Raw genomic sequence first — 14,171 nt, 5'->3', positions numbered from 1 at the left:
AGAACCTGGCGGGAGTCAAAACGAATTGCCCAGGATCCGGACGCTGTGACACGCAATGACGTCACCAACCAAGTAGTGCACCTGAGTACAGCACCGTGAAAGTACCTATATACCGGCCCTTCAGCGCCCTGCTATTTTCAAGAAAATTCCAGGCATGCAAGCGAAAGCAGCGGACGACGGCGGGACCCGCCGATCGTCCCGTCCGGCAAGGAAGCGGGGACGTCCAATGGGGGCAGGAGACGGGGCAGCCGAGCAGTCCAGGCTCGCTGCCGAACGTGTTGCCAGGCTGAAGCGCCAGCTGGATGAGGCCGAACGGTCCACCAAGGCCTGGGACGCCGGAGCCCTGGGGGAGCGGGTGGTGGCGGACAAGCTGAGCGAACTGGTCCCGCGGGGCTGGTACGTGCTGCACGATGTCCACTGGCCGGGCCGGCCCAAGGCCAACCTTGACCATGTCCTGGTGGGCCCCGGCGGGGTGGTGGTGGTTGATTCGAAGAATTGGTCCGGCGAAGTGCGCGTAGTGTCCGGCGTGCTCTGGCAGGGCCGCTACGCGCGGACCCAGGCCGTGGAGGGAGCGCTGGCACAGTGCGCCGCCGTCGCCTCGGTGCTGGCCCCCCAGCATCGCCGGCTGGTGCGTCCGCTCATCTGCATGGCGGCCCAGCCGGATCTCTTCGGGGTGACCGCCTCCGATGTAGCCGTGGCGGGTTCCCACCGGGTGGTGCGGACCATTGAGGCGCTTCCGCCGGTGCTGGATCCGCAGGCGGTGGTGGGGTTGTACGAGCAACTGGGCCAGCAGCTCACGCATGAACAGGAGCCCGGCATCACGGCCCTGCGGAACGTCCGCCCCGGAACCGTGGTGCGCCCGGCAGGGGCCCTGCCGCCTGGCGGCCCCGTCGCGGGTGCGGCGGAAGGGCGCCAGCCCGTCGATGGCAGGAGCCGCAGCGGAAGCATGTCCCGGCATCCGGCCGGCCGCAACCTGCCGGCAGGCGGATCCCGGGCAGCAGCGGCGGGCATTCCGGCCGGCCGCCGCGGCGGGAAAGCCAAAGCGCAGCAGAGCGGCACCAGTGGCGGGAAGTTGGCCCTGTTGGCGGCCTTCGTCATTTTTGCCGTTTATTTCCTGCCCTACTTGGCCCGCTGACACCCAGTCCGGCGCCTGGCCGCAGCCCGTCTTTGGCCGCGGCCCGTACCGCGCGGGTGATCCGGTTGAGGCCGTCAGAATCGAGGGTCCAGGCCTGCCAGTAGAGGGCCACATCCTGGTAGCCGTCATCCAGCCGGACCAGGCCGCCGTCCGAAAGGCCATCCGCGAGCTGGAGTTCCGGGATCATGCCCCAGCCCAGGCCCGCCTTGACCGCCGCGAAGAAGCCCTCCGATGACGGCACGGTATGCGTAGGGGGAGTCTGCCCAATGCCCTTGGCCGCCAGGAGTTGCAGCTGGAGGTTGTCCTTGGCGTTGAACTTCAGGACGGGCATGGCGGCCCAGTCAACACTGTCGGCCGCCGCAAACCGGCGCCGCAGTCCGGCGCTGGCCACCGGGATGTACCGCATGGAACCCAGCATTTCTGCCCGGCACCCGCTGACGGGCACTGGATCAGAGGTCACGGCGCCCATCACGTCTCCTTCGCGGAGCAGCTGGCTGCTGTAGCCCTGGTCTTCGACACGCAGGTCCAGCACGGCGTCCTCCCATCCGGCGGCCCGTTGGAGGACGGGGACAAACCAGGTGGCCAGGGAGTCCGCGTTGATGGCCACGGGCAGGTGGGCGCGGGCTGGCAGCCCCGCACCGAGCGCTGCCGATGTCTCCGCCTCCAGCACCTGGACCTGCCGTGCCATGCGCAGCAGCAGTGCGCCGGCGTCCGTGGTGGTGCAGGGCGACCGGCGGCGGACCAGGACCTGGCCCACGGATCCCTCGAGGGCCTTGATCCGCTGGCTGACGGCTGACGGCGTGATGCGCAGGAGGTCCGCCGCCGCCTCGAAAGTTCCTTCGTCGATGACCGCGACCAGGGCCTTGAGATGCTCCAGATTCATGAAGAAATTCTAATGCGTACGCAGAATCCTTTACTTGCCTACATATCTCACAGGACCCTACCGTCGTAGCCATGTGGACTTCGTGGATAACCGGCATGCTGACCGGGTTGGCGCTCATCGTGGCGATCGGTGCCCAGAACGCCTTCGTCCTGCGGCAAGGGATCCGCCGCGAACACATCGGCGTGGTGGTGGCGGTGTGCATGGCCGGTGACGCGCTGCTGATCGTGGGCGGTACCGCCGGAATCGGGGCCGTGGTGACCCGCTTCCCCGGGGTGCTCGAAGTCCTGCGGTGGGCAGGGGCCGCCTACCTTTTGTGGTTCGCGGTCCGGTCCTTCCTGGCGGCAGCGAAGCCCTCAGCATTGGCGGAGCAGGAACCCCGGTCCAAACACTCGGTTTTCGGCACCACGGCGGCCCTCACATTCCTGAATCCCCACGTCTACCTGGACACCGTGGTGCTGCTCGGCAGCCTGGCCAACCAGCAGGGACCGGACCTCCGCTGGATCTTTGCCGCCGGCGCCGTGGCCGGAAGCATCCTGTGGTTCTCAGCGTTGGGGTACGGGGCGCGGGCCCTGGCGGGCGTCCTGGGCAGCCCGCGCACCTGGCGCTGGATCGATGCCGGCATCGGTGTTTTGATGCTGGTGCTGGCCGTCCGCCTGGTCCTGCACTGAAGTAGGCTGGAGCCAGATCCGCAGGGGAGAAACCATGACTGACCAGCCGTCCCAGGGGCCCGACTACCAGCGTCCCGACCGCCAGGGCAACGATGCGCCGTGGCCCAGCTACCAACCGCCGGCCCAATACGGCCAGACGCCGTACGGCCAGACGCAGTACGGACACGGCCAATATGGGCAGCCCCAGTACGGCCCAAGCTACAACCAGGGCCAGTTCAACCAGTCCCAGTACGGCCAGGGGCAATACTTCGGCCAGCCGGCCTACTACGGCAGGCCGGCCGAGCCAAAGACCCTGAGCATCGCCAGCATGGTCTGCGGCATCGCCTCGGTCATCATGGGCTGGCTGCTCCTTCCCCAGCTGGCCGCCATCATTACCGGCCACCTCGCCCTCAGGCGCGAGCCGTCCGGCAAGGGGATGTCCATCTCAGGCCTGGTACTGGGCTACCTGTGCCTGCTGGGCTACGGCGCCATCTGGTTGCTGCTCATCATCGGCCTCACCGTCGCCAGCACCACGGGTTCGAATTCCGGGACGTTCTAGGCGCCCTGCCCCCGCCGCGGGGCGGTTAAGGGTCGGTCACGAATAAAGTCCCCTCCGGGTGGACTGCTCCCCTGCGCATGGCAGGGGGACTGTTCCATGCGACGGGGATGCTGCCGCTACGAACCCGCGGTCGTGCCGCTAGCGGAGCAGTTCCACGTCCGAGACGAGGTCGATGTGCGCCAGCATGGCCTCCGTTGCTGCGGCCGGATCCTGCGCGCGGATGGCGTCGGCGATCCGGCGGTGTGACGCCAGTGACTGTTCCGGACGCCCGGGCTGGCCCAGCGATTCCATCCGGGTTTCCAGGATCATCTCGGCGATGAAGGCCATCAGCTGCGCCAGCACGGAGGAGTGCGCCGCCGCGGTTATGGCCTGGTGGAAGAGCTCATCGCCATGGGTGCCTCGATCGCCGTCGTTGATCTCCCGTGCCATGACGTCCAGGGCGTTGTCGATGGCGGCGAGGTCGTCTCCGGTCCGGCGTTCGGCGGCCAGTGCCGCGAGCTTCCCTTCCAGGGTGCTGCGGGCTTCGACGATCTCCGGCAGCCGGCTTTGGTGCTCGCGGAGGCCCTTGATGACGGATGCCACGCTGGGACGCCGTGCCAGGACTGCCCCTGTGCCGTGCTGCACGTCGATCACGCCCAGCACTTCGAGGGCCACGAGGGCCTGGGCCAGGGTGGCGCGGGAAACTCCCAGCCGCTCGGCAAGGTCGCGTTCGGCAGGCAGCAGGTCCCCGGGGCGGAGCTGGGCCGACTCGATGTAGGCGAGGATCTGCTCCACCAGCTGCTCATAGAGCCGGGGACGCGAGACCCGCTCCAGGCCTGCCCGTGCCGTCTTTTCCACAGTTCCTCCCGAGGTTCTCGGACCAGAATACCCCCTTCGTCTATTGACAGATAGACTCACTGTCTAAGAGGCTAGTCCAGTGAGCCAGTAACTCACGTCACATTCTTTCGTTCCAATGGAGGACCAACGATGTCCGCTCCTGTCTTACCGATCATCATCCTGGCGGCGATGTTCCTGCTCGCCACCATCCTGCCCCTCAACATGGGTGCCCTCGCCTTCGTGGGCGCCTTCCTGCTTGGCTCACTGGTGCTGGGCATGTCCACCAATGACATCCTTGCCAACTTCCCCGGCGGCCTCTTCCTGACGATCGTCGGAGTCACCTACCTGTTCGCCATCGCGCAAAACAACGGCACCATCGACCTCCTGGTCCGGGGCGCCGTCAAACTCGTGGGCAGCCGCGTTGCCCTGATCCCCTGGGTCATGTTCGCCATCACCGCCGTCATCACGGCCGTGGGCGCGCTGTCTCCCGCCGCCGTCGCCATCATTGCCCCGGTTGCCCTCAGCTTCGCCGGAAAATACAAGATCAGCCCGTTGCTGATGGGCATGATGGTGATCCACGGTGCCCAGGCCGGCGGCTTCTCGCCCATCGCCGTCTACGGCGTCACCGTCAACGGCATCATTGCCAAGACCGATCTCGCCTTCAGCCCGGCAGCACTCTTCCTCTCAAGCTTCATCTTCAACCTGGTCATCTCCCTGGTCCTCTTTGTGGTCCTGGGCGGCAGGAACCTCATGTCCTCCAAGGTGGGTCAGTTCGTGGAGCAGGCCGCCGAGGCACGGATGGCAGTCAGCGTCGGCGCCAAAGCCGGCACCGATGTTCCGTTCAAAGGCTTCGGCTCCGGCATGTACGGCCCCCGCGACCCGGCAGGCGACGGCGTTGCCGCCACCAAGGAGCGCAAGGAGCGGATTCCGCAACTGGTCACCATTGCGGGCCTGGTCGCGCTGGCCGTCGTGGCCCTCGGGTTCAAGATGGACGTCGGCTTCGTGTCCATCACCATCGCGATCGTCCTTGCGCTGGTCTCGCCGGCGGCCCAGAAGGGTGCCATCAACAAGATCAGCTGGTCCACCGTGCTGCTCATCTGCGGCATGCTGACTTTCGTTGGTGTCCTGGAAGAAGCGGGCACCATCGAATTCGTCTCCGGCGGCGTGGCCGGCATGGGAATGCCGCTGCTGGCGGCCCTCATCATCTGCTTCATTGGCGCCATCGTGTCCGCCTTCGCCTCCTCCACCGCCATCCTGGCCGCGCTCATCCCGCTGGCCGTGCCCTTCCTCTCCACCGGTGAGATCGGCGCCATCGGCGTCATCTGCGCGCTCGCGGTCTCCGCCACGATCGTGGACGTCTCCCCGTTCTCCACCAACGGCGCCCTGGTCCTGGCCAATGCCCCGGAGGGCGTGGACAAGGACCGGTTCTACAAGAAGATCCTCGGCTACAGCGGCATCGTGATCGTGGCCGGACCCATCCTGGCCTGGCTGGCGCTGGTGGTCCCCGGCTGGCTCTAGCCGGCGCAGCCGCCCGCCACGCCGCCCGCACTTGAGAAAGGAAACCCAAGCACATGAGCTCAGCCGAAAATTCCCGAGGCCCCCTGGCGGGGCACACCGTCGTCGACCTGAGCCGTGCACTGGCGGGGCCCCACGCCGGCATGATGCTGGCGGACCTCGGCGCCCGCGTGATCAAGGTGGAAAACCCCGGCACCGGGGATGACACCCGCGGCTGGGGGCCGCCCTTCGTGGGCCCGGAAGATGACTTGCAGTCCACCTATTTCATGTCCTGCAACCGCAACAAGGAATCCATCAGCCTGGACCTGAAGAGCCAGGACGGGCAGGCAGTGCTGCGCGGGTTGCTGGAGCGTGCGGACGTGGTCATCGAGAACTTCCGTCCCGGCGTGATGGACCGGCTGGGCTTCTCCACGGCCGCCATCCATGCGCTCAACCCCCGGCTGGTGATCCTGTCCATCACGGGTTTCGGCCATGACGGGCCCGAATCCCGACGCAGCGGCTACGACCAGATCCTGCAGGGCGAGGCCGGACTCATGTCACTCACCGGCTCCGGGCCCGAAGACCCGCAGCGCGTCGGCGTTCCGATCGCAGACCTCCTTTCCGGCATGAACGGAGCCTTTGGCGTGCTGGCGGCGCTGGTGGAACGGAACCGCACCGGCCGCGGCCAGGTGGTGCGCACCTCCCTGTTGGCGTCACTGATCGGCGTCCACGCCTTCCAGGGCACCCGGACCACCGTGGCCGGCGAGGTTCCGCAGGCACAGGGCAACCACCACCCGTCCATCGCCCCGTACGGGCTGTTCACCTGCAAGGACGGCAGCGTGCAGATCAGCGTCGGCAGCGAGAAGCTCTGGCAGTCATTTGCGGCGGCCTTCGGCCTGGACCCGGCCGCGCCCGGATTCGCCAGCAACGCCGAACGTGTGCGGAACCGCGCCGGGGTGATTGCCGCCGTCGAACGCGCTTTCGCCGGCTACGGCGCGGCGGAACTGCTGGAGAAACTGAACGACGCCGGGATCCCGGCAGGGAAGGTGCGCTCCCTGGACGAGGTGTACGCGTGGGACCAGGTGGCCTCCCAAGGGCTCGTGGTGGACGTGGAGCATCCGCTGCTCGGAACCGTCAGCCTCCCCGGGCCCCCGCTGCGGTTCTTCGAACAGGGGGACACAGCCGAAACCACCGTGAAGGACCACGCCGCGCCGCCGCTGCTGGACGCGGACGGTCCTGCCATCCGCGCATGGCTCGGTTTGCCGGCTCCCGTGGCGGCCGGGGTGAACTAGCATGCCAACCACCGAAAAAGTGCGGCACCTGCGCGCCGCCGAACTGATCGACGCCGTGGTGGACCAGGATTCGTTTGTCTCCTGGGATATGCCGCCGCACCAGCCGGCGCTGTCCGAAGAGTATGCCCGTGACCTGGCCAAAGCCCGCGAACGCAGCGGAGCCGACGAATCGGTGCTCACCGGCACCGGGCTGATCCGGGGGCGCCGGGTGGCGCTGATCGTCAGCGAGTTTTCCTTCCTCGCCGGCTCCATCGGCCACGCCGCGGCACAGCGGATCGTTGCCGCCGTCGAACGGGCCACCTCGGAGGGACTGCCGCTGCTGGCGGGCCCGGCCTCCGGGGGAACCCGGATGCAGGAGGGGACGCCGGCGTTCCTGTCCATGGTCAAAATCACCGGAGCCGTCCGGGCGCACCGCCAGGCCGGCCTGCCCTACCTGGTCTACCTCCGGCACCCCACCACCGGCGGCGTGATGGCATCCTGGGGGTCGCTGGGCCACATCAATGTTGCCGAACCGGGCGCCCTGCTGGGATTCCTGGGCCCCCGGGTGTTCGAAGCACTGCATGGGGAGTCCTTCCCGGACAACGTGCAGGTGGCGGAAAACCTGTTCAACAAGGGGCTCATCGACGGCGTCGTGAAGCCCGAAGAGCTCGCGGAACTGGTGGCCCGGGCGCTGGACATCCTGGCGCCCCGGCGGGAGGCGGCGTCAGGGACGGTGGTCCGGCCCGCCGCACCGGCCACTTTGGCCGTGCGGCCGGCCCCCGTGGACGCCTGGACGTCGATCGGGATTTCGCGCCGGCCGCGGCGGCCGGACCTGCGCCAGCTCCTCAAGTTCGGCGCCAGCGACGCCCTGCCGCTGAACGGGACGGGGCAGGGGGAAAAGGACCCCGGGTTGCTGCTGGCGCTGGCCCGGTTCGGCAGCCGGTCCTGCATTGTGCTCGGCCATGCCCGCCCGCTGCGCAAGGACGCCGCCGGTATGGGGCCCGGGTCATTGCGGGAAGCGCGCCGCGGCATGAAGCTGGCCGAAGAACTGCGGCTCCCCCTGCTCACTGTCATCGACACCGCAGGCGCCGCGCTCTCCCAGGAGGCGGAAGAAGGCGGCCTCGCCGGCGAGATCGCACGCTCTTTGTACGAACTGATCGGCCTGGAATCGCCGTCCGTCTCGGTGCTGCTTGGCCAGGGTGCCGGGGGAGGGGCGCTGGCACTGCTGCCCGCGGACAGGACCATCGCCGCGCAGCACAGCTGGCTGTCGCCGCTGCCGCCCGAGGGCGCCAGTGCGATCGTGCACCGCACCACGGCCTTCGCGCCCGGGATGGCACAGGCGCAGGGCGTCAATGTGGCGGCGCTGTATGCGAACGGACTGGTGGACCACATTGTGGACGAGCGCGACGACGCGTCCCTGGAGCCGCGCGAATTCTGTGCCCGGATGGCCCGTGCCATCGAATACGAACTCGCATCCGTTGCCGACATCCCCGTGGCCGGGCTGGTGGGGGCGCGGTTCCGGAAGTACCGGAACCTGGGCGGCAACTGACGCAACGCACGGCCGGGGAGCCGCCGGCGGATTCGCTCCGGCGGCTCCGGCCGTCGCTTGCCCTAGCGGCGTTGACGGACCTTGGCGCGGTGGGCTGTGGCGCGCAGTTGCAGGATGCGCGCCCCACCTGCCACAGCCACCAGGACCCCGCCGGTGACGGCGGCAATGAAGAGTGCCATGCCCAGCGGGACAGACCCCTCAAAACCCAGGAACTGCACCATGGCCTGTTCCTGGTTCTGCAGGATGAAGATGATCAGCAGGATCAACAGGATCAGTGAGGCGACAACGCCAGCCCAGATGACGCCGGCGCGGGTAACTTTGCTTTCGGGTGTGCGGCCACCCGCTGCGGCTTTTTCCGTGCCCGCTGATGGTGCTGGAACCGCGGGTGTATCCGGGGCATCCGGGGCGTAGGACGGCGCGCCACCGTAGGTTGCGTCCCGGCCGCCTGCCGCCCGGTCCGCGGCCGACGGCGTGACGCTGACGTCCGGGTCCGGCTGGCTGTTCGGTCCCGGCGTGTACTGTCCTTCGCTCATGCCCGTGTCCTTTCGCAGAATGCTAAGCATGCTTATGGTGCAACCATAGACGCCTGGGTTGCCGCAGCACAACGAGCGCGCCGCGCGCGTCTACTGCTGCATGAAAGGCAGGCTGGATTGGGAGCCCTGGGGAAGGAGGGGCCCCGACGGGAACCCCTCCTTGGACTACTGCCCCGGGCCGTGTAGGGCCGGGCGTCAGACCCTTTCCTTGCTCCGTTCGGCGGAGGGAGTCCCCGGCACAGGCGACCTGCGCCACTTCGGAAAGGCCCAGAACGTGAATTCCGGTGCCTTGGCCGGCTTCGGAGTTTCGTGGGTCTCAGGCCGCTCTTCAGGCCGGCGCCTGGTTTCTTTCCTGGCGTCCCACCCGAAGTCCTTGCTTGATGAATAGCACATCACAGACCTCCTCATGGTGACTGCCCTTTAATGGTCCTCCTGTTTGTTGCCGGAGTCGATACCGTGGTGGCCGGCGCCTGTCAGCGGCCGCCGGTCACCACGTCCTGCGCCTCCTGCGGGCGGTGGAACTCGCAGGGGCCGCCGTGGCGCAGCGGAAGGAGGCAGGCCCGGCCCGTCGGCAGGTGCACCAGGCCGCAGCGGCCGGCCATGGCCAGGTCCTCCCTGACGTTGGAGTTGCTCAGGTCCGGCCGCCCGTCGTCAGCAGTTCCTGTGGGGCCGGCGCCGGTGGCGTGCTGTTCAGCATTCATGGTGGTGCAGCTCCTCATTGGGCGGAAAGGCGTACGGAGGGTGCGAAAGGTGGTTTTTCCAGTCTGCGCCGCCGGGGTTACCGCCGGGTTAAGCGGGCGTTAGGTTCAGGTCAACAACACCACACCGCCGCGGCGCCTAGAGGCCCAGTTGATGCGCCACCTGCAGCAGGAGGGCTTCCGAGCCCATGGGACCCACCAGTTGGACGCCCATTGGGAGTCCGCTTCCGGCGGATCCACCGGTCCAGTGGACAGGGAGCGCTATGGCCGGCAATCCGCATACGTTCACCATCGAGGACCACGGCGCATATTCGCACTGCTTCCGGTAGTCGCCGTCCGCATCTCCTGGCCATTGCACGGCCGGCCAGCGTCCGCCGCCGTGGCCTGTTCCGGTGAACCAGCCCACGGGGCGGGGTGTCTGCGCCAGCGCGGGCATCATCATCAGGTCCCACTGGCCATACTGCGCGACGGTGTCGTGCTGGAACTGCCGCAGGAACGCCAGGGCTTCGGCGAGCTTCGCCGGGCTGCGTTGTTGGGCCCGACGCCGGAAGGTCCGGGTCAACGGCGCCAGCAGCGCTTCGCGGGAGGGGCTGATCCGTGCAGAACCCACTCCTGCCGTCCAGGCGGTGGTGAAGGCATCGGGATAGCGGTTGTCGTACCGCACGGCAGCTTCGGCCAGGGTATGGCCGGCGTGTTCCAGGAGCCTTTCGCCTGCCCGGAGGGCATCGAGTGCTTCGGGTTCGATACTGAAGGGGAAGGTGCCGGACCAAGGGCTCTCCAGCGTGACGCCGATCCTCAACGGTGGCGGCTCCTGGCCTATGCCCGCGAGGTATTCGTTCCCCGGGGCCATGGCGTCCAGCATCAGGGCGGCATCCTTGGCGGTCCGGGCAAGGGGGCCCGGGACCACCAGCCGGGCCGGGTCACCGCTGCTTTCCCCGGCAGCCACCAGGCCACGGCCCGGCTTCAGCCCCACCAGGCCGCAGGCGGCTGCCGGAATCCTGACTGAACCACCGCCGTCGGTCCCTGGCGCGAAGGGCAGCAAGCCCGCCGCCACGGCGGCAGCGCTGCCGCCGGAGGACCCGCCCGAACTCCTGCTGGGTGCGTAAGGATTGCGCGACGGCGGCGCGATGCGGTTTTCGCTGTAGGCCGTCAGGCCGAACTCGGGTACTTGGGTCTTGCCCAGGGAAACCGCGCCGGCCTCCGTGAGGAGTGCCACCAGGGGAGCGTCCGCGGGAGCCGGTTTATGCTCGACGGCGGCGCTTCCGTGGGTGGTAACCACGCCCGCCACATCGGTGAGGTCCTTGAAGCCCAGCGGCATGCCGTGCAGCAGGGGGAGGTCGTCGGTACCGGTGCGGGAGTAGAGGTCATCAGCCGCCCGGGCCCGTTCCATGGCCTGGTCCGCGGTAACGGTGATGAAGGCCCCCAGCAACGGGTTCTGCCGACTGATCCGCGCCAGGAAATGTGTGGTGGCCTCAGCAGCGGACACCGTCCCGGCGCGGAGGAGGTTCCGCAGGTCCAGCGCGGGCAGTTCGTGAAGTTCAGCCAAGGACCCGGCCCTCCGGCTCCTTGGCCGTGGACGGTCCGGCATCCCCGCCGACGTCCCGGCCGGGGCGCGACTGTATTGGCGCCGGACGGGCAGGCTGCTGACGGGACATGGAAACCTCCTCGGGAGCCACCAGCCTAGCTTGCCGGTTTCCGCACCACCCGTGGTCGAAGGACTAGGCTTTAACGTGACTCTGATCCGCCACGACAGGACTCCGATGAGCGATTTTGATACCGTGCCCGTCCACGACATCCCGGCTGATGCCGTCATCCTGGACGTCCGGGAGGACTACGAGTGGGTCGCCGGGCATGCCGACGGTGCACTCCACATCCCCATGGACCAGATCCCGGCCCGGCTGGGCGAACTTGATCCGGATGAGGACGTGTATGTCATCTGCCGGACCGGCGGAAGGTCGTTCCGTGTTGCCCAGTGGCTCACGGGCCAGGGGTACACCGCCATCAACGTCTCCGGCGGGATGGACCAGTGGCTCGAATCGGGCAAACCCTTGGTCTCCGACAACGGACTCAAGCCGCTGGTGCTGTAGTGCACGGCAGTCCCCCCACCTACGCGTTCCTCGGACCCGAGGGCACGTTCACCGAGGCTGCCCTGTTGCAGGTACCCGGTGCGCAAGAAGCAGTCCGGGTGCCGGCGTCGAACGTCAATGCCGCCCTGGACCAAGTGCGCAGCGGTTCTGCCGACGCTGCCATGGTTCCGATTGAAAATTCGGTCGAAGGCGGCGTCACCGCCACCCTCGACGCGATAGCGAGCGGCCAAGAGCTGCGGATCATCCGCGAGGTCCTGGTACCCATCAGCTTCGTCCTGGTGACCCGGCCTGGCGTGCGCAGGGAGGACGTACGGCACGTGTCCACCCATGGCCACGCGTGGGCCCAGTGCCGGATGTGGATGGAAAACAACATGCCCCGTGCGGAATATGTTCCGGGGTCTTCAACCGCGGCCGCGGCCATGGGACTGCTGGACGGTGACTGCCATTACGATGCCGCCATCTGTGCGCCGCTCGTAGCGCAAGCGCATCCGGGCCTGCAGGTCTTGGCGGAAAACATTGGTGACAATCCGGGCGCCGTGACGCGCTTCATCCTGGTGAGCCGTCCGGGTGTCCTTCCGGAACGCACCGGCGCGGACAAGACCACGCTTGTTGTCCCGCTGCCGGAGGACCGTCCGGGTGCGCTGATGGAGATCCTCGACCAGTTTGCCAGCCGCGGCGTCAACCTCAGCCGGATCGAATCGCGTCCCACCGGGCAGTACCTGGGCCACTACTTCTTCAGCATCGACGCGGATGGCCACGCCGGCGAGGCACGTGTTGCGGATGCCTTGGCGGGACTGCACCGGATCAGCCCCGGGACCCGTTTCCTGGGTTCGTATGCCCGGGCGGACAGGCAGGCCACGGCCGTGGCGGCGCATACTTCCGATGCCGCCTTTTCGGCGGCCCGGGGGTGGGTCGGATCCATACTTGACGCGGCATCCACCGCAGGTGAAAGCGGTTCCGGATCTTCGCCCACAGCGTAGGCAAATTGCCTTTCGGACTACTTCCGCGGGGTGTGCACAATGCGTATGCTTGCTTGATCCACACGGGGTATGGCCCCTAATGAAGGGAGCGGGTCATGACCAGCACCACTGACAATGACGGCCAGGGGATGATCGTCAACCCCAAGCCTGCCGCAGACAACCAGGACTGGGACGGCGACGATGCTGACCGCGCGGACCGCCTGCGTTTCGAAGAGGAACAGGCAATGATCCGTGAACAGTCCGAGGCCCATGCCGCTGCCAAAGCAGCAGCTGAGGCGGAGAAGAAAGACGCCGGCGCCTGATCCACGTGAGCCGGCCGGTCAGGCCGGCCCGGCATTTCCCCAGCCGCTGACGGGCCTTGCACGCCTAGACGCGGGTTTTCGCCTGCCCCGGGCCACCCGGCTCGTGTGCCTTGACCCTTACCAGCAATGACTTCGGTTCCACCTGGACGGTGAGTTGGGTCGCTTCCCCGGACGTGTCGCCATCGATTTGGGTGGGCATGGGCTCGGGACACTTGATGACCACCTTGACCGACCTGTAGACCGTCATGATCGGCAGTTTCCCGCTGTGCTTGAACATGATCTTCATGTACATCAGCAGCCAGCCCAGGGCGCTGCGGGGACTCATGACCACCACGTCCAGCATGCCGTCGTCAATCATTGCCTGCGGAATGAAGTCGATGCCGCCGGGCACCAGCCCGCAGTTGGCAAAAAGTACGCTGCGGATGTTCCGCACCTGCTCCGGGCTGCCGTCCAGCGAAATGGACACCTTTTTCCGCCGGCCCGGGAGGTGCCGGACGCCCGCCTCGGTGTAGGCGAGCCAGCCCACCGCCTTCTTCAAACCGTCGTTGGTGTCCGCCAGGACTTCCGCGTCCATGCCAATCCCGGCAATGACCAGGAAGACGTGCTCGGAGTAGTGCCCGGTGCGGGAGTTCTCAATGGCCATCCGGGCGGTGTCGATGTAGCGCTGCCGCCCAAACAGCGCCGTCTGAACGTTCCCGTGGAGGTCGTTCACGTCAAGGTCGACGTTCCGGGCCAGCAGGTTCCCGGTTCCCAGCGGTATCAAACCCATGGCAACATCGGTGTGCGCGAGGGCCTCGGCCACCACGCGGACCGTTCCGTCCCCGCCGCCCACCAACACGACGTCGGGCTTCCCGGCCAATGCCGCCTGCATCTGGGAAAAGCCGGGGTCGTCCGCGGTTGTTTCGAAAAAGGCCGGTTCCTCCCAGCCCGCTGCCAGGCAGGCGCGCTGGATGGTGGCCTTTGCTTCCTCTGCCCGCGCCTTGATCGGATTGAGGACAACGGCCACCCGCTGCTGCGCCAGGCCCGGATCGTAGGCTTCGCCAGCCACCGTGCTGCGCACGTGCAGGGCCTGGAGGCGCCGGACCCCCCACCAGCTGGAGGTGGCAAAGGCAAGGGCCACCGCAATCAGCAGGTAGAGAATCCAGTCGCTCATGGTGGTTCAACAGTAGCCCGGCGCGCGGCGGCCCGGCGCACGGGGCCTGCCGCCCGCCGTCGCG

At 67.6% G+C, this 14,171-nt stretch carries 15 protein-coding genes; 9 read left to right on the top strand and 6 right to left on the bottom strand.

Going from position 1 to position 14,171, the window contains the following annotated elements:
• Positions 1–226: 226 nt before the first annotated feature.
• Entirely contained in the window at positions 227–1,135 is a 909-nt protein-coding gene (locus tag AC4EEO_RS17915) for a nuclease-related domain-containing protein (protein WP_018762687.1), read from the top strand.
• On the opposite strand, the gene AC4EEO_RS17910 is transcribed toward AC4EEO_RS17915, so the two are convergent.
• Positions 1,095–2,018, bottom strand: coding sequence for a LysR family transcriptional regulator ArgP (locus AC4EEO_RS17910; RefSeq protein ID WP_018762686.1), 924 nt, complete (start codon positions 2,016–2,018; stop codon positions 1,095–1,097). The two genes, AC4EEO_RS17915 and AC4EEO_RS17910, sit on opposite strands and share 41 nt — an antisense overlap.
• Before the next feature lie 95 nt (positions 2,019–2,113).
• On the opposite strand from AC4EEO_RS17910, the gene AC4EEO_RS17905 reads away from it, so the two are divergent.
• Positions 2,114–2,686, top strand: coding sequence for a LysE/ArgO family amino acid transporter (locus AC4EEO_RS17905; RefSeq protein ID WP_491339408.1), 573 nt, complete (start codon positions 2,114–2,116; stop codon positions 2,684–2,686).
• Positions 2,687–2,720: 34 nt separating this feature from the next.
• A complete protein-coding gene (locus tag AC4EEO_RS17900; protein ID WP_491339407.1) occupies positions 2,721–3,224 on the top strand; it encodes a DUF4190 domain-containing protein in 504 nt (167 codons plus the stop codon).
• A gap of 138 nt (positions 3,225–3,362) precedes the next feature.
• On the opposite strand, the gene AC4EEO_RS17895 is transcribed toward AC4EEO_RS17900, so the two are convergent.
• Complete coding sequence (locus tag AC4EEO_RS17895) at positions 3,363–4,061, bottom strand: FadR/GntR family transcriptional regulator (RefSeq protein ID WP_018762683.1); 699 nt, start codon at positions 4,059–4,061, stop codon at positions 3,363–3,365.
• Between the two features lie 129 nt (positions 4,062–4,190).
• On the opposite strand from AC4EEO_RS17895, the gene AC4EEO_RS17890 reads away from it, so the two are divergent.
• Genes AC4EEO_RS17890 through AC4EEO_RS17880 form a run of 3 tightly spaced genes read left to right on the top strand, consistent with a single transcriptional unit; the run spans position 4,191 to position 8,354 of the window.
• Positions 4,191–5,558 carry an SLC13 family permease gene (locus tag AC4EEO_RS17890; RefSeq protein WP_491339406.1) on the top strand — a complete coding sequence of 456 codons (1,368 nt, stop codon included), beginning with the start codon at positions 4,191–4,193 and terminating at the stop codon, positions 5,556–5,558.
• 53 nt (positions 5,559–5,611) lie between these two features.
• On the top strand, positions 5,612–6,826 hold the full coding sequence (locus tag AC4EEO_RS17885) for a CaiB/BaiF CoA transferase family protein (protein ID WP_133831325.1): 1,215 nt from the start codon (positions 5,612–5,614) through the stop codon (positions 6,824–6,826).
• A gap of 1 nt (position 6,827) precedes the next feature.
• Entirely contained in the window at positions 6,828–8,354 is a 1,527-nt protein-coding gene (locus AC4EEO_RS17880; protein WP_491339405.1) for a carboxyl transferase domain-containing protein, read from the top strand.
• A 62-nt stretch (positions 8,355–8,416) separates the two neighbouring features.
• Here the strand turns inward: AC4EEO_RS17880 and AC4EEO_RS17875 are convergent, their stop codons facing one another.
• The 3 genes from AC4EEO_RS17875 to AC4EEO_RS17865 all read right to left on the bottom strand — a co-directional run bounded on the left by AC4EEO_RS17875 (position 8,417) and on the right by AC4EEO_RS17865 (position 11,131).
• Entirely contained in the window at positions 8,417–8,887 is a 471-nt protein-coding gene (locus AC4EEO_RS17875) for a LapA family protein (protein WP_285318759.1), read from the bottom strand.
• 473 nt (positions 8,888–9,360) lie between these two features.
• The gene (locus tag AC4EEO_RS17870) at positions 9,361–9,588 is read right to left on the bottom strand and encodes a hypothetical protein (RefSeq protein ID WP_109044078.1); all 228 of its coding nucleotides are present in this window, start codon (positions 9,586–9,588) and stop codon (positions 9,361–9,363) included.
• A gap of 136 nt (positions 9,589–9,724) precedes the next feature.
• On the bottom strand, positions 9,725–11,131 hold the full coding sequence (locus AC4EEO_RS17865; protein ID WP_491339404.1) for an amidase: 1,407 nt from the start codon (positions 11,129–11,131) through the stop codon (positions 9,725–9,727).
• 214 nt (positions 11,132–11,345) lie between these two features.
• Between AC4EEO_RS17865 and AC4EEO_RS17860 the strand changes: the two genes are divergently transcribed.
• The 3 genes from AC4EEO_RS17860 (at position 11,346) to AC4EEO_RS17850 (ending at position 12,954) form a co-directional block, all read left to right on the top strand.
• Entirely contained in the window at positions 11,346–11,672 is a 327-nt protein-coding gene (locus tag AC4EEO_RS17860) for a rhodanese-like domain-containing protein (RefSeq protein WP_018762675.1), read from the top strand.
• Positions 11,672–12,652 carry a prephenate dehydratase gene (pheA, locus tag AC4EEO_RS17855; protein WP_491339403.1) on the top strand — a complete coding sequence of 327 codons (981 nt, stop codon included), beginning with the start codon at positions 11,672–11,674 and terminating at the stop codon, positions 12,650–12,652. Before AC4EEO_RS17860 ends, pheA begins: the two co-directional genes overlap by 1 nt.
• Before the next feature lie 95 nt (positions 12,653–12,747).
• Positions 12,748–12,954 (top strand): hypothetical protein, encoded by a 207-nt coding sequence (locus AC4EEO_RS17850; protein ID WP_018762673.1) that lies wholly within the window; start codon positions 12,748–12,750, stop codon positions 12,952–12,954.
• Between the two features lie 64 nt (positions 12,955–13,018).
• Here the strand turns inward: AC4EEO_RS17850 and AC4EEO_RS17845 are convergent, their stop codons facing one another.
• Positions 13,019–14,107, bottom strand: a complete 1,089-nt coding sequence (locus AC4EEO_RS17845; protein WP_133831319.1) for a diacylglycerol/lipid kinase family protein — start codon at positions 14,105–14,107, stop codon at positions 13,019–13,021.
• Positions 14,108–14,171: the final 64 nt, after the last annotated feature.

This window comes from Pseudarthrobacter sp. MOO13 (assembly GCF_058267655.1).
Note: the sequence above shows the minus strand (reverse complement) of the source record. Positions and strands in the feature narration are given on the sequence as shown.